Annotated in this window: 17 protein-coding genes and 2 tRNA genes; 3 read left to right on the forward strand and 16 right to left on the reverse strand. The window is 44.3% G+C overall.

Going from position 1 to position 19,015, the window contains the following annotated elements; genetic code table 11:
• Nucleotide 1: 1 nt before the first annotated feature.
• From GV030_RS19090 to GV030_RS19120, 7 genes are all read right to left on the reverse strand, one after another.
• Complete coding sequence (locus GV030_RS19090) at nt 2–1,693, reverse strand: chemotaxis protein CheA (RefSeq protein ID WP_159584955.1); 1,692 nt, start codon at nt 1,691–1,693, stop codon at nt 2–4.
• Nucleotides 1,694–1,696: 3 nt separating this feature from the next.
• Nucleotides 1,697–2,737, reverse strand: a complete 1,041-nt coding sequence (cheB, locus tag GV030_RS19095) for a chemotaxis-specific protein-glutamate methyltransferase CheB (protein ID WP_159584956.1) — start codon at nt 2,735–2,737, stop codon at nt 1,697–1,699.
• Between the two features lie 4 nt (nt 2,738–2,741).
• On the reverse strand, nt 2,742–3,395 hold the full coding sequence (locus GV030_RS19100) for a chemotaxis protein CheW (RefSeq protein WP_159584957.1): 654 nt from the start codon (nt 3,393–3,395) through the stop codon (nt 2,742–2,744).
• Nucleotides 3,396–3,437: 42 nt separating this feature from the next.
• A complete protein-coding gene (locus tag GV030_RS19105; protein ID WP_159584958.1) occupies nt 3,438–6,401 on the reverse strand; it encodes a methyl-accepting chemotaxis protein in 2,964 nt (987 codons plus the stop codon).
• Nucleotides 6,402–6,462: 61 nt separating this feature from the next.
• Nucleotides 6,463–7,020, reverse strand: a complete 558-nt coding sequence (locus tag GV030_RS19110) for a chemotaxis protein CheW (RefSeq protein ID WP_159584959.1) — start codon at nt 7,018–7,020, stop codon at nt 6,463–6,465.
• Between the two features lie 229 nt (nt 7,021–7,249).
• Nucleotides 7,250–9,769, reverse strand: a complete 2,520-nt coding sequence (locus GV030_RS19115) for a methyl-accepting chemotaxis protein (protein WP_159584960.1) — start codon at nt 9,767–9,769, stop codon at nt 7,250–7,252.
• Between the two features lie 256 nt (nt 9,770–10,025).
• Complete coding sequence (locus GV030_RS19120; protein WP_159584961.1) at nt 10,026–10,595, reverse strand: DUF3109 family protein; 570 nt, start codon at nt 10,593–10,595, stop codon at nt 10,026–10,028.
• Nucleotides 10,596–10,756: 161 nt separating this feature from the next.
• On the opposite strand from GV030_RS19120, the gene GV030_RS19125 reads away from it, so the two are divergent.
• Entirely contained in the window at nt 10,757–11,335 is a 579-nt protein-coding gene (locus GV030_RS19125; RefSeq protein ID WP_159584962.1) for a YceI family protein, read from the forward strand.
• 205 nt (nt 11,336–11,540) lie between these two features.
• Here GV030_RS19125 and GV030_RS19130 read toward each other — a convergent pair whose 3' ends face one another.
• From GV030_RS19130 to GV030_RS19150, 5 genes are all read right to left on the reverse strand, one after another.
• On the reverse strand, nt 11,541–12,050 hold the full coding sequence (locus GV030_RS19130; protein WP_221413413.1) for a zeta toxin family protein: 510 nt from the start codon (nt 12,048–12,050) through the stop codon (nt 11,541–11,543).
• 211 nt (nt 12,051–12,261) lie between these two features.
• On the reverse strand, nt 12,262–12,516 hold the full coding sequence (locus tag GV030_RS19135; RefSeq protein ID WP_159584963.1) for a hypothetical protein: 255 nt from the start codon (nt 12,514–12,516) through the stop codon (nt 12,262–12,264).
• 216 nt (nt 12,517–12,732) lie between these two features.
• Nucleotides 12,733–12,814: transfer RNA gene (locus GV030_RS19140), tRNA-Leu, on the reverse strand.
• Between the two features lie 234 nt (nt 12,815–13,048).
• Nucleotides 13,049–13,627, reverse strand: a complete 579-nt coding sequence (locus GV030_RS19145; RefSeq protein ID WP_159584964.1) for a hypothetical protein — start codon at nt 13,625–13,627, stop codon at nt 13,049–13,051.
• 303 nt (nt 13,628–13,930) lie between these two features.
• On the reverse strand, nt 13,931–14,929 hold the full coding sequence (locus GV030_RS19150; RefSeq protein ID WP_159584965.1) for an SRPBCC family protein: 999 nt from the start codon (nt 14,927–14,929) through the stop codon (nt 13,931–13,933).
• Between the two features lie 54 nt (nt 14,930–14,983).
• Here GV030_RS19150 and GV030_RS19155 point away from each other — a divergent pair, with 54 nt between their 5' ends.
• Entirely contained in the window at nt 14,984–15,370 is a 387-nt protein-coding gene (locus tag GV030_RS19155) for an RDD family protein (protein ID WP_255465578.1), read from the forward strand.
• A gap of 74 nt (nt 15,371–15,444) precedes the next feature.
• Nucleotides 15,445–16,020 carry a TIGR00645 family protein gene (locus GV030_RS19160; protein ID WP_159584967.1) on the forward strand — a complete coding sequence of 192 codons (576 nt, stop codon included), beginning with the start codon at nt 15,445–15,447 and terminating at the stop codon, nt 16,018–16,020.
• Nucleotides 16,021–16,104: 84 nt separating this feature from the next.
• On the opposite strand, the gene GV030_RS19165 is transcribed toward GV030_RS19160, so the two are convergent.
• From GV030_RS19165 to egtD, 4 genes are all read right to left on the reverse strand, one after another.
• Nucleotides 16,105–16,695, reverse strand: coding sequence for a hypothetical protein (locus GV030_RS19165; protein ID WP_159584968.1), 591 nt, complete (start codon nt 16,693–16,695; stop codon nt 16,105–16,107).
• A gap of 18 nt (nt 16,696–16,713) precedes the next feature.
• A complete protein-coding gene (locus GV030_RS19170) occupies nt 16,714–17,766 on the reverse strand; it encodes a M42 family metallopeptidase (RefSeq protein WP_159584969.1) in 1,053 nt (350 codons plus the stop codon).
• Between the two features lie 132 nt (nt 17,767–17,898).
• Nucleotides 17,899–17,982, reverse strand: a tRNA-Leu gene (locus GV030_RS19175).
• Between the two features lie 60 nt (nt 17,983–18,042).
• On the reverse strand, nt 18,043–18,990 hold the full coding sequence (gene egtD, locus GV030_RS19180) for an L-histidine N(alpha)-methyltransferase (RefSeq protein WP_255465581.1): 948 nt from the start codon (nt 18,988–18,990) through the stop codon (nt 18,043–18,045).
• Between the last annotated feature and the right edge of the window lie 25 nt (nt 18,991–19,015).

The raw sequence follows: 19,015 nt of genomic DNA on the forward strand, positions 1-19,015 counted from the left end.
ATTATTTTGATTGGAGGACTTTTAGATGAATCAGGTCGGTGAGAGCTGCTATATCTATTACCGGGCATACGTTACCACTTCCCAGTATGGTAGTGCCACTTAGCAATTTAGTTTTGTTAATGGGTTTGGCCAGCGGTTTTTCGATGATCTCCTTCTGCTGAAGGACTTTATCTACAATCACACCGGTGGTCTGCCCCACATACGATACAATGATCACATTAAACAGATCATCGTCAGTACTCAATTCGAAACTCTTCTGAAGACTGCCACGTTGGCCTAGCTCATCCAAACTCTTCATTTCCAGGATATCTTTCAAGAAAACAATGGAGATCGCTTCATCCTGATATTTGGCCATGAGCCCGCCACTGAGTTTGTAGATTTCACTCCTGGCAATGGTCACCACGGCCTCTGTGTATGAAAGCGCCATGGCATACTCCTGCCCCCCTACATCGAAAAGCAAGGTGCCCTTGAGTGCCAGTGAAGATGGTACGTGGAGGTTGACAGTGGTGCCTGTACCCACCTCTGTCTCTATACGCACCTGACCGCCAATAGACTCTACGGCTTTCTTCACCACGTCCATTCCCACACCACGCCCGGAAATTTCATTTACTTTATCGGAGTTGGAAAAGCCTGACTCAAAAATATACCGCAGTACTTCATCCTTTGTGAGATCCTTGGCCACAGCGTCGGCCACCATTCCTTTTTGAACAATTTTCTTACGTATTACTTCATGGTCGATACCGGCACCATCATCCTTCACCACGATAATCACCCGATCTCGCTCGTAGCGCGCGTCCAGTGTAATGGATCCTTCAGGGGCTTTCCCGTTTTCTACCCTTTTGGCTTCCGGCTCTATACCGTGACTCACGGCATTTCGTACGAGGTGAACCAGTGAGTCGCTGATTACCTTGAGCACGTTGCGATCTATTTCTATTTCTGTGCCTTTGAGAACCAAAGCCACATTTTTTACCTCTATGGCCGCGGCATCCCGAACTACCCGATGGAACTTATTGAAGAGAAACCCCACCTGAATCATTCGGGCATTCATAATGCTATACTGGAGGTTGGAACTGATTCGCTTCAGTCGCTCAAACTCTGCCGTAGCCAACCCTATTTCCTGACTGTAAGCAATCAATCTGTCGCGCTCTATGATGAGCTGCCCCACCTCATTGAGCAAATCATCCATTTTCTTAACGGGGATCTGAATGACATCCGAAAACATCACCTGGGCCTGGCCTTCCTGTTTGGTGGTTTCCTCTTCCTGATGGTCTATCTCTTCTTCTTTGGGTGCTGCAGGGGCTCCCTTATCTAATTCATTTTTTAGGAATATTGAAAGGCTGGTTTTGATCCCGAGGTAGCTGACCTTTTGGTTGGTCTCGAGGGCCCGCACCACTTGGGTGAGTTTGTCGTTGGCTCTGAAAAGGATTTCAAAAAGCTTTTTACTCAGTGTGATTTGCTTATTTCGGATGGCAATCATCACGTCCTCCATAGCATGTGAAAGTTCGGACACACCATCCAGGCCCAGGCCCATGGCATTACCTTTCAACGTATGGGTAATCCGAAAAATGCCATCAATGGCATCCTGATTGGACTGATCTTTTTCCAGCTCCACGAAAAGCTTGTCCAGCTCTTCTATCTGGTCTTTCGCTTCTATGAGAAAGAGTTCCTTATATTCTGATTCCTTAGATTTCAATGTCTATAAACAGTTAACCAAGTATCCACCAATTTCTTTTATATGCATGACCTTTTCGGCCGCTCCAGTTTCGAATGCTATTTTCGGCATACCGTAGATAATACTGGATGACTCATCCTGTGCTATGGTAATGCCGCCATTATTTCTAATCATTTTCATACCCTTCACCCCATCGCGCCCCATCCCTGTGAGGAGCACCCCTATGGCCTTTTCACCATAGCACTCAGCCACAGATTCCATCAAGGCATTAATGGATGGGTTGTTATATTCCTTATATTCCTCTTTTGAGAAACCAATTTTCACTTTTTCTCCCTTTCCATCCTTCATCACTACCATGTTGGCATTGCCTGGTGCGATAATGACCATGCCTGGCTGGGGAACCATACCCCGCTTACCCACCACCACTTTGAGCGAACTGAGGGCATCCAGTCTGTCCGCAAAGGACAAAATGAAATTAGGTGGCATGTGCTGACAAATAAGTACCGGAACGTTTAGGTTGGCAGGAAGCGAAGTGATTACTTTCTCCAAAGCGGAGGGCCCGCCGGTAGATGCGCCAATGACGATCACATGAAACCTCGCCTCACTATCAAAGGTGTGAGGCAGCTTACTCAGCCCATCGCTTTCGATGGGTGTAGGACGCGGCTTGGCCCGAGCCACCCGCTTGACCATGGCCAAAATCTCAACATTGATCTCGCGGATTTTGGATCCCCCTTTTTGCGGTTTGTTAATATAATCAACTGCTCCGAGTCTAAGTGCATCAAAAACCACATCGAGGTTAGTGTTTCCCACCGAACTCAAAATCACAATAGGAATAGGGTTAGCCTTCATGATATGCTCTACGGCATACAATCCATCATACTCGTCCATGTTGATGTCCATGAGTATGACATCCGGCTTGAGCTCGCGGGCCTTCTCCACTGCTTCCTTGCCATTAGAGGCCGAACCAATGACTTCCAGTTCCTTGTCTTTAGACAACAGATCCGAGATCAGCAATCTCATAAATGCTGAGTCGTCCACTACCAATATTTTTATCTTCCCTGTCAAATGCTTAGCTGGTTTTCATTCTGGCCCTCAATCTATCGCCCTCAATCAGTTCATCTATGTCGATGAAATAGACCATCTCACCCTGAACCTTCACTAGCCCTTTTATGTACGTTTCGTCCAGAGAGGTTTCGGACAGGTTGTCAATAGTAGACTGAATGGTATCTCCGGAAATCTTCTGATTGGATGGGACCTCAGCCACCAAAATCCCCACGGTAAACCGCTCTGTACTCACCACCATGGTATAGGCCGAGCGGGTCTTGATGTCTTCATTGGCATCAACCAGGCCGAGCTTATCAGCCAGGTCCAAAATGATAATGCCTTTTCCACGAATGGTGGAGATCCCTTTGATGTATTTGGGCGTTTGAGGCATCTTAGTAATGGGGACACTGGGCACTACTTCGTTGACTTTGGATATTTCCATGGCGAATGACTCCTGTCCAAGCTTAAAGACAATGAGGTGTACATGCTTGCCTTTGAGGGAATCGATCTCCTCTTTGAATCGCTTGTGAAGTTCAGATCTTCGAGCGAGTTCCTCCTGAGTAAGAAACCAGGACTGATCCGCTGACTCTACTTTTTCGGAGACCTTTTTGGCTTTCTTCCCCTTATCTTCCTTGGAAGGGTGGGCGCTTTTTTTCTTAAGGTTGCGTCCTGTTGTCATATTCTATTCTGATTGCTCACCAATTTTTAATCTACAAAGAAATTAGTCGATATCTGCCAAAATCTCGGGGTACTTCTTTCTAATATCCTCAAGAAACTTTACGTTATCCTCAATATTAACACCTATTTCACTTTGAATATCCAAAATTCCCCAATCTTCAATCTCCGGAAGGTAGATTGGAGCCTTCTTGTCTAGCTGATAGGAGTCACCCATATCAGTTTTCAACTTCACCAGTCGCTGTACAGGCTTTCTGTCCTTAATTATCTGTACTTCATCCGCCCAATCATCACTGGATACTTTTGTGCCATTGGCGCTTGTCAGGTACTTTTTACCATCCGGCGTTTTCACCAGCACGGTATCATTCACATGCTTCAGTACCTCACCGAAAAACGCCTTTTGCTCTTTGAATAATTTATTGGTGTCCTTGCCGGACTTCATCATCCGCTGCAGATTTTCAAGCTCTACCTCCTGTTCCTCAGATTTGATCTGGGCCAACTTCAGATCCGTGATGTCTCTGGATATCCCAAAGGTGCCAACGATCTTTCCATCCTGATCTTTCAGTGGCAGCTTGGTAGTGGATACAAAGGTGGTAGTGCCATCCTTTTTGTCTTCTCTCTCTATTTGATTAAGTAAAGGCACTCCTGTCTTGATGATGGTTTGTTCGTCGTTAAATGCTTTCTTAGCATGGTCTCCAAAGAAGTCAAAATCTGTTTTTCCGGTAATCTCACTGACATCTTTTACACCAAAATTAGGAGCCATGGATTCGCTCACTCTGAGGAAGTGTCCCTGAGTATCTTTGAAGTATATAAAATCAGGCATGTTATCGAGTAATGTCGCCAACAGCCTATTCTCCTCTTCGAATTTGAGCTGGGCAATCCTCATTTCGGTAATGTCTCTTGAAATTCCGAAAGTGCCTATGATGTTTCCATCCACATCTTTCAACGGCATTTTAGTCGTAGATACATACTTGAATTCGCCGTTTTTAAGGTCAGCTCTTTGAATACTGTTAATCATTGGGATGCCTGTCTCCATGATCTTCTGCTCATCCTCATAAGATACCCTTGCATGTTCTCCATGAAAATCAAAATCACTCTTGCCAATTAATTGCTTAGGGTCTTCCATTCCAAACCTCTTGACATGAGAAAGGCTGTTGCGGATGAATTTACTCTCTCTGTCTTTGAAGTAGATAAAATCGGGAATATTGGAGAGCAACGCATCCAAAAGACTTTTCTCCTTTTCGTAGGCCTCACGCATCTGAAAGAGGGCGTTATTCTCCTTGGCCTGGCCGGAGAGCCTCACCATGCTGATACCCTCTTTGAATTCCATGGCGATTTGCGCCAGGTTTTGGGTCTTGTCATTGTAACTGCCCATACCGGATGAAAGCTCAGTGGCCGAACTGGCCACCTCTTCGGTGCCCGCTGCGGTCTGCTCCGCTATCACCACGATGCTTTCGGTGATGGAAACCACATTATTAATACTCTGGATCTGATTCTGGGCGGCATTGAGAATTTCTTCTGAGAATCGCAGTGTTTCGGTGGAGGAATCGAGAATCTCCTTAAAGGACGCAGCGGCAGATCTGGAAGTTTCCTCTCCACTTTTCACTACCATATTCATATTGGACATCACTTTGGCAGCCACTTCGGTGTCTGTCTGCACGTCTCCTACCAATATCTCTATTTCCTTGGCCGACTTTCGGGAATCCTCGGCCAGTTTGCGGATTTCTTCGGCTACCACTGCAAACCCGCGACCAGCATCGCCTGCCTGTGCTGCTTCGATGGCCGCATTTAGTGCCAGAAGGTTCGTTTGTGAAGCAATTTCGGTGATCACGCTCAGCGTTCTGGAGATTTCCTGAGACCTCTGGGTGAGCACCTGAATTGATTGGTTTGTTTTGGTGGAGTACTCAGAAATCTCCACCATGCTGCTCACCACGCCATTCACTATACCAATTCCCTTCTCACTGCTTTCAGCACCGATCTTTGCGGCGTTGTTGATGGCTTCAGCCTTCTGTACCATCCGCTGAGAGGCCTGAAGGATTTCTTCTACCAGGCTGGATGACTCATCTACTTTGGCCAGCTGGTTTTGAGCTCCGCTGCTCATTTGAGCAATCGCAGAAGCAATTTCGTTGGTGTTGGAATTCATCTCCTCACCGGTCACTCGCATTTCACTTGTAGACTCCTCAATGGTGAGGACATTCTGTGAAATCTGATGAAGCAGCCCATCGAGGTTATCCAGCGCCAGATTGAGATTATTGGTAATTTTAAGGATATCTCCCTTGGCCTCCTCCTTGTACCGATGCGTGAGGTCACCGGAAGCCATGGCATTGACGATCTTGTTGATAGAATAGAATGGCCTGGAAACATTTTCCAACAGCTCATTGATGGAGTTGCCCAACTGAAGCCAAATGCCGGATTTATTTTGGTTGTCAATCCTCACATCTAACTTACCCTCATCTCCTGCCATACTCACTACCTCATCCACACCGCCGAGCATAGTCCGCAGGTTGTCTCTCATATCCAGCAATGACTGTCCCAATAGGTCATTGTTGCTTTTCAGACTAAACTCCGAATTCAGGTTTCCCTCCCTGATCTCATTGGCCAGTCCGGCGGTATTTTTCAAGAACATGAGGTGACTGTCAAGAGCCCTGGAAATATGACCAATTTCATCCTTCCTTCTATCTGTTTTCAACTCCTGAAAATCAATATCGAGATTACCATCAGACATCATATTGATTCGCTTGATAATCCTGTAAAGCGGATAATGAACATACCTAAAGATAAACCTCATCCCAAGGTAAAACTGAAGGACGATGATGGGCGAAGCGTAAAGAAAATACACAATCCCGTACATACCGGATGCATAGGAGACTATGCATAACTCAGCGGAAAGAGCCACAAAAAAAACACAAATTCTGAAAAGGAAGGATCCCTTAAAATTGTAGTAAATGGCCACAGTACTCGCTAGTAAAATAGCGCTTACCAGGCCTGTAATCTTTAATAATTCTATCATCTATCGGGTTGGGTTGAATTCAAAAATATGGGGAAATTCGTTTACCTAATGACCAAGCGCACTATTCGGTTTTAACCTCAATCATCTCTAAAATATCGACCAATATGATCATGGACTTGTCCTGTTTGACAATCCCTTTGATAAAGTGATCTTCGGGTGCAAGGTTGTTGATCACAGCGGCACTGGTATTGATTTGTGAAGATTGCACAAGGAGGGTATCAGGCACCTGCCGTACAATGAGGCCAGCCTGGTAAGTATCATCCTTGATCACAATGATGAACGCCTCCTCCAAACCCTCCATTGCCGGGGCCTTTGGATTGATCCTTTTTTCAAGGTCAATTACGGCAAGAACATTACCCCTTACATTACCGACACCAAGTATATAATCCGGGGCCTGAGGTACAGGCGCAATTTTGGGAGCCTTCACCACTTCACGCACTTTTTCTATGGGAAGTGCGTAACGCTCACGCCCCACCGGGAAAACCACGAGTACTTCGTTTTTTTCTACCGTTCCTGTCTCTGAAATCTCCTGATTGAGCCTGCCCAAAGCGGCTGCTTCTACCCAACTCTTTTCTGGCTGAGCAATGTCATGTGACTTTGTAGAGTCTCCGTCCACCATTTCGCTGCGTTAAAATCTTGTCTATAGGGATGTGTTCACCAGGGACCACATTCATTCAAATCTCAAATGGCTTAGTCCACGGAACCCCAATACTTTGGGTGATCTATTATTTTCATATTTTTTGATATTAAAAAATAATATTTGGCTCAAACCACACTATTCAAACATTCGTAAAATAGCAAAATGATAAATTTCACCTGCTAAAAAACCTAAATATTTAAGGAAAAACTTATCCTCTCAAACGAAATTTACTCACCCGCTCTATAAGCTCGGCCGCCACATCTGATAAACTTTGAGATTTCTGCACGTAGCTCTCCATCCCTGCTGATAATTCAGTAGCAGAACTGGCTATTTGTTCGGTGCCTGCAGCCGTTTCTTCGGCAATTACCACCACAGATTCCGTAATGGTTACTACATTCTTGATGGACTCAATCTGCTGCTTCACACGCTTGCGAATCTCTTCTGACATGAGCAAAGTATGATTAGAAGAGCTGGTGATTTCATTGAAAGCCTCTGAGGCGAAGTTGGTGGCATCCTCACCACTCTTCACACTGGCTTTCATCATTTCTATGGCAGTTGCTGCGGTGCTTACGTCACTCTGTACGTCGTTCACCAATTGCTCGATTTCGCGCGCAGATTTTTTGGAATCTTCGGCCAGCTTCCTGATCTCCTCGGCCACCACTGCAAACCCTCTTCCGGCATCACCTGCCTGAGCTGCTTCGATAGCGGCATTCAATGCCAACAGGTTGGTTTGAGAAGCTATTTCAGTAATCACTCCTAGCGCACGTGATATCTCATTGGAGCGTCTGGTCAGTACCTGAATAGAATCATGTGTATCTGAAGAGAATGCGGCAATGTCTCGCATGCTGAAGCCCACCTTTTTCACGAGGCTCTGACCTTTTTCACTGTTCTCCACTCCACCTTGTGCGGCTTCATTTATATTTTCTGCCTGCTCACCCATTTCATTGGAAGACCGCAAGATTCCTTCTACCAGGCCAGAGGATTCATCTACTTTCACCACCTGATTTTGAGCTCCATTGCTCATTTCAGAGATAGACGAAGCTATCTCCCGGGTATTATAGGTCATCTCCTCACTCACCGTTCGCATCTCTACTGAAGACTCATTCACTATGGTGGCCATTCCAGCTATGTTTTCAATCAATTCATTGATATTATCCAGCGCTTTATTGAAACTAGAAGCCATTACCTGCACATCTCCTCTGGCCTCTTCGTCATATCGCACCGTGAGATCACCTGCAGCCATTGCATCCACCATGGTGTTGATCTTATTAAATGGAAGTGAGATAGAATCCAACAGGTTATTTACTGAATCGCTCAACTCTTTCCATGCACCATCTTCCCAGTCTGTCTTCATCCTGGCAGTCATCAGCTCTCCGTTCTCACCAGCATTCTGAATCACCTCGCGAGTTTCCCGACTTACGGTTCGTAGGTTTTCGCGCATGCGCAAAAGGGAGATCCCCAACATATCGTTCTTGCCCGAGCTGGCAAATTCGGTATCCAGATTACCCTTCCCAATCAAATGAGAAAATTCGGCCTTTCGGATCAGGTCATCCATCAGTTCGTTGGCAGCAGCTGCTAATACCCCCAGCTCATCCCTGGATTGAATATTCAGTCGGTTTTCGGCGGACAGATCCCCCTCAGCCAGCTTCGTGAGCAAGAAGCTCGATTTCTCAAGAGACTGAGCAATGGCAGCGGAGATCTTATAGGTAATAATCACCAGTACGATGAGACCAGCCAACCCAACAATCAGGGTAACCATAAATACCGCATTGAACTGGGCAGTAATTTCTGAAACGGGAACCACAAAGCCTGTAGACCAGGGAAAAGAAGATCTGCCAATGGGAATCGCTGCAAAGGAAACGTACACCTGCTCGCCCTGATCTTCGTCATACACCTGATAAGAAAAAGAATCTCCATTTTTAATCCTCTCCCTCACGTTGTAAGGGCTTTTCTTCACGATACTCAAAGTATCCATCGACTGGCTAAACAGGCTCTCATTCTTATGGGAGATAATAACACCCTGATTGGAAAGGAGAAAAGCGAACCCATTGTCATAATAATCTACCTCAGTTACCCCCTTGAAATCATCTACCGTCATATCAGTACCGATAACGCCGACAAACTTGCCATCAACCTCTATACTGACTGTAGGAGATATTCCCAACAATGAGTCCGTAGCGCCAGACGAATAGTCGTAATCCAGATACCAGTATGGTTCTGAAAGTTTTTCGCTGTGATCACGATTGTATTTAAGAAACCAGTAAACTCCCGATGTAGGGTCTCCATCAAGGTTGGCCAGCTCACCCGAAGAGTTCAGTTTGCCATCGCGCATGTAATAGTTCTTGCGCTCTCTTCCATATGGTTTGTCATACCCATCTTCAATAGCCCATAGCTGCCAACTCATCCAGGTAGCATCATATTTTGGATACTGTTTCAGGATGTTCACCATCAGATTCTTTCGGAGCGTATCACGAAGCGGCCGCTTCATAAAGGTGTAGTCTTTGATGATGTCTGCCATGCTGCGAGCTACGGCCATATCTTCATCCAATATTGCCTTGATCTCATTAGCCTTCTGCTGAGCGTAGGAGTCGGCCAGTTTCTGTGCCTCATCTATGGCATTGGCTCTCAATTGAAAACTTATATACCCCAATGAAATGATATAGACAAGGACTGTAACCCCCACTATAAAAATCATCATCTTCCTCCTGATCGTCAAATTAAAGTTCATACCTAAAAGCTTGTATTTTCACATGGAGCATATTGCTGGTTGCTCATTATAAAAGAAGACATTTTAGTTGACAATTTCACGACAATTAGACCTATCCCGAATAATTTCATTATGAACTGGATAAAGTAGGGGACGAATGATTACCAAATCAGAATTATTTGGTCATTTCTAGTAATAAAATAACAACATTAGGGCTCATTTATTAACAACACCTCATCCGATACCATATCGTTCAATGGGCGTCTACAACCCATGATTATGCCTGAGAACTCTCAATCTCCTCACACAGTCGTTGATACCAATCCTGACCAAATCTTCTGATCAGCGGGTCCTTCAGAAATTTGTATACCGGCACCGAGAGTTTTTCGCCCAGTTCGCAGGCAGGGGAGCAAATGTGCCAACGATCATAATTCAGGGCCAAAAAATCGTGAAGTTTGGCTACTCTTATGGGGTATAGGTGGCAAGAGATCGGCTTCCGGATAGAGGTCTTCCCGTCACGCCAGGCTTGCTCTATGCTGCATTTCAATATTTTCTTCTCATCATAAAAGGCAAAGGCACACTCCTTATTATCAATGGTAGTGGTACTAAAATCTCCTTCTTCATCCAACAAATAGGCACCATTGGCCTCCAGTGCGGCGATTGCCTGAGCAGACAGATAGGGCTTCACTACCTCCATCACCTCCTCCATGTCTGCCAGTTCGTCTTTATCCAGAGGAGCACCCAGGTCGCCCTCCACGCAGCAGGCTCCCTTACATTTGTCAAGGTCGCAAACGAAAAATTGCTCCTTGATATCGTCTGAAATGAGTGTTTGATCTATCTGTATCATGCCTTCTTGTTAACCACCACAAAGGTATTCCAATGCCACTTTATATTGATTAGAAATATTTTTTTCTAAAAATCCAAACTCTTTTAACCATTCTCGCGTTATCCTTGTACTTACATATATGTATGTACATTAAAATTAACTAAAGAAACACAAAACAAACCATGTTACAATCAATCATTTTATCATTAGCCATGTTGGTATCTTCCGGTGAAGGGACTGAGGCAAATTACAAAGTAGACACAAAAGCCAGTACCGTAGAGTGGTTGGGCAAAAAGGTAACCGGACAGCACAATGGACTGGTCAACCTGAAGGAAGGCTCATTTGAATTTAAAGACGGGGTACTGACAGGGGGTACTTTCACTGTGGACATGACCACTATAGTAGACTCTGACATGACAGGAGAATACAAAGGCAAGCTGGAAGGTCACCTGAAATCTGACGATTTCTTTGGTGTAGCCAAGTATCCTACTTCCGTTTTCACCATTACCAAAGCGGTACCACAGGGGCCAGGCAAATACAAAATAGTTGGTAACATCACCATCAAAGGCAAAACTGAAGAAATTCAATTCCCGGCTACTTTGGAAGAAAAAGATGGCAAGGTAACCGGTACCGCTTCTTTGACCATTGACCGATCAAAATTTGACGTAAGATATGGATCAGGCAGCTTCTTTGATGACCTGGGGGATAAAACCATCTATGATGACTTTGAACTGACGGTGAACATCGTAGCGAGCAAGTAAAAATATAAATGATAGTAGCCCTGTCTACCTGTACCAGGTGATTTAGGCTAGCACAAAAAAGCCCCGGAAAATTCCGGGGCTTTTTTGGTTTCAAAAGATTTCAAATATTGAGATGGCTCAAACTCCCTCGAGAATAAATCCCGGATACATCAAATGATCAGGATAGATATTTAGAGTAACCTCTTGGAGTATAGCTTTCTGTTTATCAGGACAACAAATACTGATGGATCCAGTATGGAATCTGGTTTGTTTTGGCAATTACCTCTTTACCATTGTATACTTCCAAAATGAGCTTTGGTTCTTTCCCGGAGTTATCCCAGATAAATGATCGATAGGTATTGGAAACTGTTTCTTTCAATAACTCCAAACTGTTATAATACCTCTTCTCAATGAGTTCTTTCTCCACATGATGTCCTCCTTTTTTAACCCTGAGATTCACCCTCTCAATATTTATTTTAGGAGATGATGTGCAGATAAAATATAGGTAAGTTTTGTAGCCATTCTGATTGGCTCTTTTGATTAAATCAATCTTAGATGGATGTGACATCACAGTCTCAAAGGTCATTTTCTTCCCCTTATTGAGTAATTCTTGTCTTAAAAATTCTGCGATAAGAGCTGCTTCATATGACACTTCTGCTGAATTGTCCACTAGAATATTTTCTTCATTGAGACGCATATCAAGTTTATAGCCCATTGAACCAGCTTTCTTAGTCATGCCATGATTTTGAATGAAAGAATCGAACAACTTTGGGTCGATTGAATCTAGATTGTAACTGGAAAGGTCAAACTTGCCTGATAAACTAACTTCCTTTTCTATGTCATCGGCATTGATATAGAAGCCTACATCAAAACTTGATTTGATTAATTCTATGATGGTGGTTTTACCGGATCCATTAGGACCACCAAAAACCCTCAATCGACGATTCTTAATGTAAGGTGAGTTTGGCATCTTGATCTATTGTTACAGGTGTATTATTCAGTCTTCCTATAACTTCAATCCTACCATTTGGAAATTCTCTGACTATCTCAGAACCCCTAGCATAAGTAATATAATGGCCCGCTTCCTTTGCTGATGCAATACCTTTTCGAACCCCTCTAACAATTACTTTCACAAGTTGGCCGTGATGTTTAGGAGTTTCCTCAATATAACTAAGCGTCTTTCTTCTAGCAGATTTTGACATGATGTAAATATAACAGTGAATGGCCACTATTATGTTCACTAACTATACATTTATGTATACGAAGAGTACAAAGCACTACATTCGGCGAATAAAACATACCCATTGAATTTGCCAGTTTTAACCGCTCCCGGATATACTCGTTCTACCCTGATTGAATCATTAAAAAACCCCTCACCCAAAAACAAAAAACCCTTCTCTTTTGGAGAAGGGCTTTTGTACCTGAGGCCGGAATCGAACCGGCACTCCTTGCGGAACACGAGTTTGAGTCGTGCGCGTCTACCAGTTCCGCCACTCAGGCTTGTTAAATGCTCACCGAACTCATCAATCAAATCCGGCAAATCTGAGCGTCTACCTCCCGATAGTTATCGGGATCGCCACTCAGACTTCTTAGGTTGGAACTGAATTCCATCAGGGTTTTCACAGACCCTGCCGATAAACGGATGGCAAAAGTATTTAAATGATTTAATTAATACAACAAAAAAGGGATGTCAAAACTGACATCCCCATTATTAGTTCTTTTGAGTTTCAGATTTTAAAAAGCAAACTTTTCTTCTTTGATCAATTTGCTGTCGTGATACAGGAGGAAAGTCACATCTCCACTCTTCAGGCTTTGGAAGTTGAAGCTCTTGTGCACCTGATTGTCCTGATCGAATGATTCTTTGTATACCACATCTCTGGCTTCATCCAGGATGTAGAGAGTCAGTGACTTACCTTGCTCTTTAGCCCCTACCATGGCGATCTTACGGTCAGCTTTCTGATCAAATGAAAACACAAAGCTGGAGATATCTCCAATCTTCAGATCTTCACTGAAAACGTATCCGCTTGACTTTACCTGGATCTGGTAATCCCCGTCGGGGAGGTTCGTGAGATCAAACTTTTTGGAGAAACCTGCTGACTTTAAATTTTCTTTATAAACTAAGTGTTGTTTCTCGTCGAAAAGCTGGATGGTCACATTCTCTTCATTTGCAGCCTGATAAATTACTTTGTATAACTTATCCTCTTCGGCCACAACCTTACAGATGGTAGCCATGTAAGCAGAGTCTGCTGAGTAGGCTACTGATGCACTAAAAACTGTTAATAGTGCAAGTACGTGTTTGATTGAATGTTTCATAGTTCTATTCATTTTTCGTTATGAATTACATTACAAAGTTGAATAGATTCTGGTATCATTCGCAAGTAAATGCTGTTTTTATTGAATGAATTAATAGTCAAATAACAAATATTTACACTTTGCGTAATGTAAAAACGATTTCATTGAAAATGTGATGGTTTATCTCCTATGATGACCGATTGCATTGTATTATTTTTATCATTCATGTAAACATTCTAATGATTACATGAAAAACCGGCCAAAAATTCACTTTAAGCCGGTTTTCCCACACATTCTTTTGAGGTATATAGAGAAACGCAAATTTTATTGTACCGGATAGTAAATATTGGTGGTCCAAGTAGCTGTATCCGGGTTGGTCTCAGGGTCTGTGATGTATTCTTCCCAGGGATTATCTACCAGATCGTAGTTATAAAAAGCTGCAAACTCCATGATTTGATCATATCCTTTGTCCAGATTTTCATATCCACCCTGGCAGTTGAGAACTATGGCCGGCCCGCCTTCCTGGCGAAACAACTCAATGCGCCCGCTACCGCTCAACGGGTCGGCCACTGGATATCCGCAAACGAAGGATAGATCAGCATAGCCGAAATCCGTGAAGACAGCCAGGGGATTGCCGGTGGCCTCCACTCCGCGTATAGACATATAAGTGACCAGTTCACCATAATTCTGCGCCATCATGGTAGACACCAGTGCCGGGTCATTCACAGTAGAGTCCCTGATGCCCAGATACTGAAAAGGCGCTATGGTTCTTAAATTCATGGGAAACTGAAAATCTGGCGCCGACTCCACCCGTTCTTTCAAGGCCAGCAGTCCCTGCTCATAATCTTCTCCCAAAAACCCATCGATACCCAGCATGAAAATTTTGGCCAATCCCTGCACATCGAATTCGTCATAGGTCCAGACCACCTCAGTGCCCCCCGCTACGGGATTCAGAATAAAGGCCGCTGTTGGGTCACTTTCGTATTCATCAAACTTCATCAGGTTCACCACCTTGCGGTTTTCCATCACCTCAACGATCTGCATAGATCCATTGCCCACCACAGTACTCTTCCATGAAATTCTGGCTCCCACACCAATCACCGGTCCATCCCACAGATACTCTGCCATAGGATCCTTTGTGGCCCATGGTGACCATTCGTTAAAGGTCCTGAACGATATCAACTCCGTATACACCGCCTCAGGTTGGCTTTCAATTAATATCTTACGCTCCATGTGAGCATTATCCGGTAGCAAATAAATAGTTATGAGCACTACCGTGGCAAGAATCATCAGAATGATTCCTACGATTTTAATTGCTTTCATCTTTGAGATTGTGATTGAGTTTTTTCAATATAGCGGAAAATTAAGAGAAGCACGATGCATCCTGTTGGATTTTGGACCAGATTGATGGCGCACAATATAGACCTGATAGTTATGCTACCGGTCTATTATCTGATGAGCTTCTTCATTGATTCAAACCAGATCCTCATTTGGCTATGTCTGGTAGTCACTTATCTCTATGAAGTGATAGCCATAGCCAGCTCCTGGAGCGGCACCCTGGGCAAGAAAATGATGAAAATAAAAGTGACCAATGATGACCTGACACCAGTCTCTCCCTGGAAGTCCGCCCTGAGGGCCTTTGTAAAAGCCTTCTCCGTGCTCACACTTTTCATCGGTTACCTCACCATTGTACTGCACCCTCAGAAAAAAAGTCTCCATGATCTGGTGATGAAAACTTCCGTTATTTTTTCTCCCACTGACTGATTTTTCATTTATTCATTCGAATGGAAACTATAGAATATCGTATCTTTCGCCTTTGTAACTATTAGCAATTCAAAATGGCACAAGATTCTGGTATTAAAAGATTTGAAAATTTCTTCGAGGGTTTCATGTTCTGGAGTAGATGGGTGCAAGCGCCACTTTATACAGGACTTACTATAGGAGCCTTCCTTTATCTGGTTAAATTCTTTCAGGAACTCTATCATACTTTTCAACAAACCACATCTCTTCACGAAACTGAGATGATGCTTCGTATTCTGGGCCTGGTGGATATCTCCATGGTAATGAACCTTGTGGTCATGGTAACAATAGGTGGTTACTCTATTTTCACCAGTAGAATAGATGTGGACTCACACGAAGACAAGCCGCTTTGGCTGGAGGATCTGGATGCAGGACAGTTGAAAATTAAGCTGGCTACTTCGCTGGCATCAATCTCCGGGGTTCAGTTACTTAAAACTTTCATTGATTACCGGGAAGCGGAGCAAAAAGCCGGAGCTGAAGGGATCATTATTGAAATCGTTATTCACATGGTCTTCATCATCTCTGCCCTTCTACTGGCGCAGACAGAAAAAATCACTCACAGCTATAAGCATGGACATGCTGCTGCCGTGAAGTTTAGCGACGAGGATCATTAAAAAATAATACAGACTAAAAACTAAAGCCGCCGCGATATCCATCGCGGCGGCTTTAGTTTTTTACATTGAGCTCAAAGTCCAACACTACTTGTCCTTCGCTCCAAATGATCGAATGAGCTCTGTCCACCGGAATGGATCCAGAAAATGATTAGGCTGCACCACCCCGGTCAGCTCATACAACCGGCGATCAGCCCACATATCATAGTAGTAAATGTCATTCTTATAAGAATCCTTGAGCAGCTTCATGAGGTCTCGTTTGGCTTCCAGGGCGCGACTTTCCATGTCCGTTTTTGGCGACACTTTCAGGAAGGCCTCTCTGAATTCCTCTTCACTGGGAAAAGAGAAGACCTTCACCTCATTCAGCAATACCGCAGAAGGCTGTAGAAGCTGAATGATCCCATAATCGGACGCCTGCAGTACAGATGGCACCACCAATGTAGATGGCTGATATCTCAAATCACGAAAGACAAGGGTATCTCCTGACTGAGCCTCAATACTAAACAGACCAAGGCTATCGGTCACTGCTTCATGGTTTCTGGAAAGATTGAAAATATAGGTGCCATCAATTGGCGTGATCTGCTCTCTGTCGAGCACCACTCCTGAAAATCTGAGAAAGTCCTGTGCCCAAAGCACATTGGATAACATCAATCCGAAAAGCAGCAGTAGTGTCTTCATGATCCCTTTATTTGGTTTTCAATATTCCCAGCTGGCAGTATCTATCTCTTCTAACGCATAAACGAGCAAATTAATTGACGCAATGATGTCATCTTTGTGTGCCATCTCTATTACCTGATGCAAATGACGTGTAGGAATGGAAATCGCCCCGGCAATGGAGCCATTTTTTCCCATACGCTGCACGCCCGCTGTATCTGTGCCTCCGGCGGCCAGAATTTCAGGCTGCCATTCTATCTGGTGGCTGTCTGCGGTCTTCTTTAAGAATTTCACCATTCGGCTGTCACATATCGTCATGGCATCCATGATTTTGATGGCTGTACCCTTGCCCAGCTCTGTAACTTTTTCGTGCGCCTGAGCCCCAGGAAGGTCATAAGCGATGGTGGTATCCAGAGCGATCCCAAAATCAGGGTTGAGAGTGTGTGAAGCTACATTGGCACCTCGTATGCCCACCTCTTCCTGTACGGTAAACACACCGTAAAAATCAAAAGCCGGGTTTCTAATCTGCTTAAGGGCCTCAATCAATATATACACAGACACCCGATTGTCGATGGACTTGCAGTTCACACAGTTGCCCATTTCTATCAGCTCCCGCTGACGGGTAATTGGGTCACCAATGGTTACCCATTTTTCTACTTCCTCTTTGGACATCCCACAGTCGATAAAATACTCTTCGATCTTCGCAGGCTTGTTGCGCTCCTCTGCCTTCATCACATGGATGGGCTTACTACCCATCACCCCAATCACTTCTTCACGTCCATGAATAATCACACGCTGTGCGGTCAGGGTTTTCGGATCAAAACCACCCAGGGTCTGAAACCTGATAAAACCATTGTCATCTATGTGCGAAACCAAAAAACCAATCTCATCCATGTGAGCGGCCACCATCACCTTCTTGCCTTCAGGGTTTTTTACCCCTTTCTTTATGGCAATCAGATTCCCCATATTATCAATGCTATATTCATCCACATGGGCCTGTATCTCCTTGATGATCAACTGACGAACGGGATTTTCGAAACCCGGTGCTCCGGGAGCCTCACAAATGGCTTTCAACAATTTTACGTCTACCTTCATAATTTGGAATTTAACAAAAAAAGTCCGGCTGTATCAACCGGACTTCAAAGATTTTAACACTGAAAATGATCTCCATGAAAGACTTATTTTTTGCCAAAAAGCAACGAATATGATAATCATTTTGACCTTAAGTGCCCAGAGGGGGAGTCGAACCCCCACGTCCTAACGAACACATGGCCCTCAACCATGCCTGTCTACCAATTTCAGCACCTGGGCAGATGCGACGGCAAATTTAGCCGGATAATTTAAAATGGAAGCACCAATCTTTAGAATTTATCAGATTACTTCCCACACAGAATCGCAGAACAAATGCTCCTGATCAAAAAAGTTCTGAACAAGCCTGAATCCGGTTTTCCCGGCCAGCTCTTGGATTTCCTCCAGGTCGTATTTTTTGGACACTTCCATGAAAATAGGCTCCCATTCTCTGAAAGAAAAAGTCTCATTGAGAGCTCCCACATGCACTTCCAGCGCTTGCTTGCTGATCAGATAGCTCCGACACTGCCCGGTCATGGGATCATAGATAGGGTTATGATCAAACATGGAGGTATCGAAATTAGCGTCTAGCTCACGATTGATGCGATCCAGCAGGTTCATATTGAACGCCCGGGTCACCCCGGCGGCATCATTGTAAGCATTCAATATCCTTTTGGGGTCTTTCTTCAGATCAAAACCGATCATCAAATAATCTCCCTTCTGCAGGTTATCATGAATGCTGGACAGAAAAGCAATGGCCGTATCGCTCAGGAAATTACCAATATTGGACCCTAAAAAAAACGCTACTGAATGGGTGTGATTTTTGAACTTCAGGTCTGCCAAAACCTTGAAGTAATCGCCTGCCAGGGGCTCGATTTTCAATGTTGGCATTTCATTTAAGAGATTTTCCTGCAGATGCTCCAAAACATCGGGAGAAATATCCACCGGTGCATAGGAAAAGTCGACTCCTTGCTGAAGGAAGTGCTTCAAAAGCACTTTAGTCTTCAAGCCATCTCCTGCCCCAAGTTCCACCAATCTAAACGGGACGCCGTGATCCATGATGGTGAGGAGCGCCTCCTTATGCGTCTGAAAAATCTCAAGCTCCGCTCTGGAGAGATAGTACTCATCCAAATGCATGATCTGCTGAAAGAGCTTATCCCCGCGGGCATCATAAAAATACTTAGAAGACAGCCGTTTCGGGCTGGATGAGAGGCCTTCCTTTACATCCCTGGCAAATTGATTCAATGGCACTGTGATTGTTTTAGTGATGATAGAT

Source organism: Marinoscillum sp. 108 (assembly GCF_902506655.1).
GTDB classification, from domain to species: Bacteria; Bacteroidota; Bacteroidia; order Cytophagales; family Cyclobacteriaceae; genus Marinoscillum; species Marinoscillum luteum.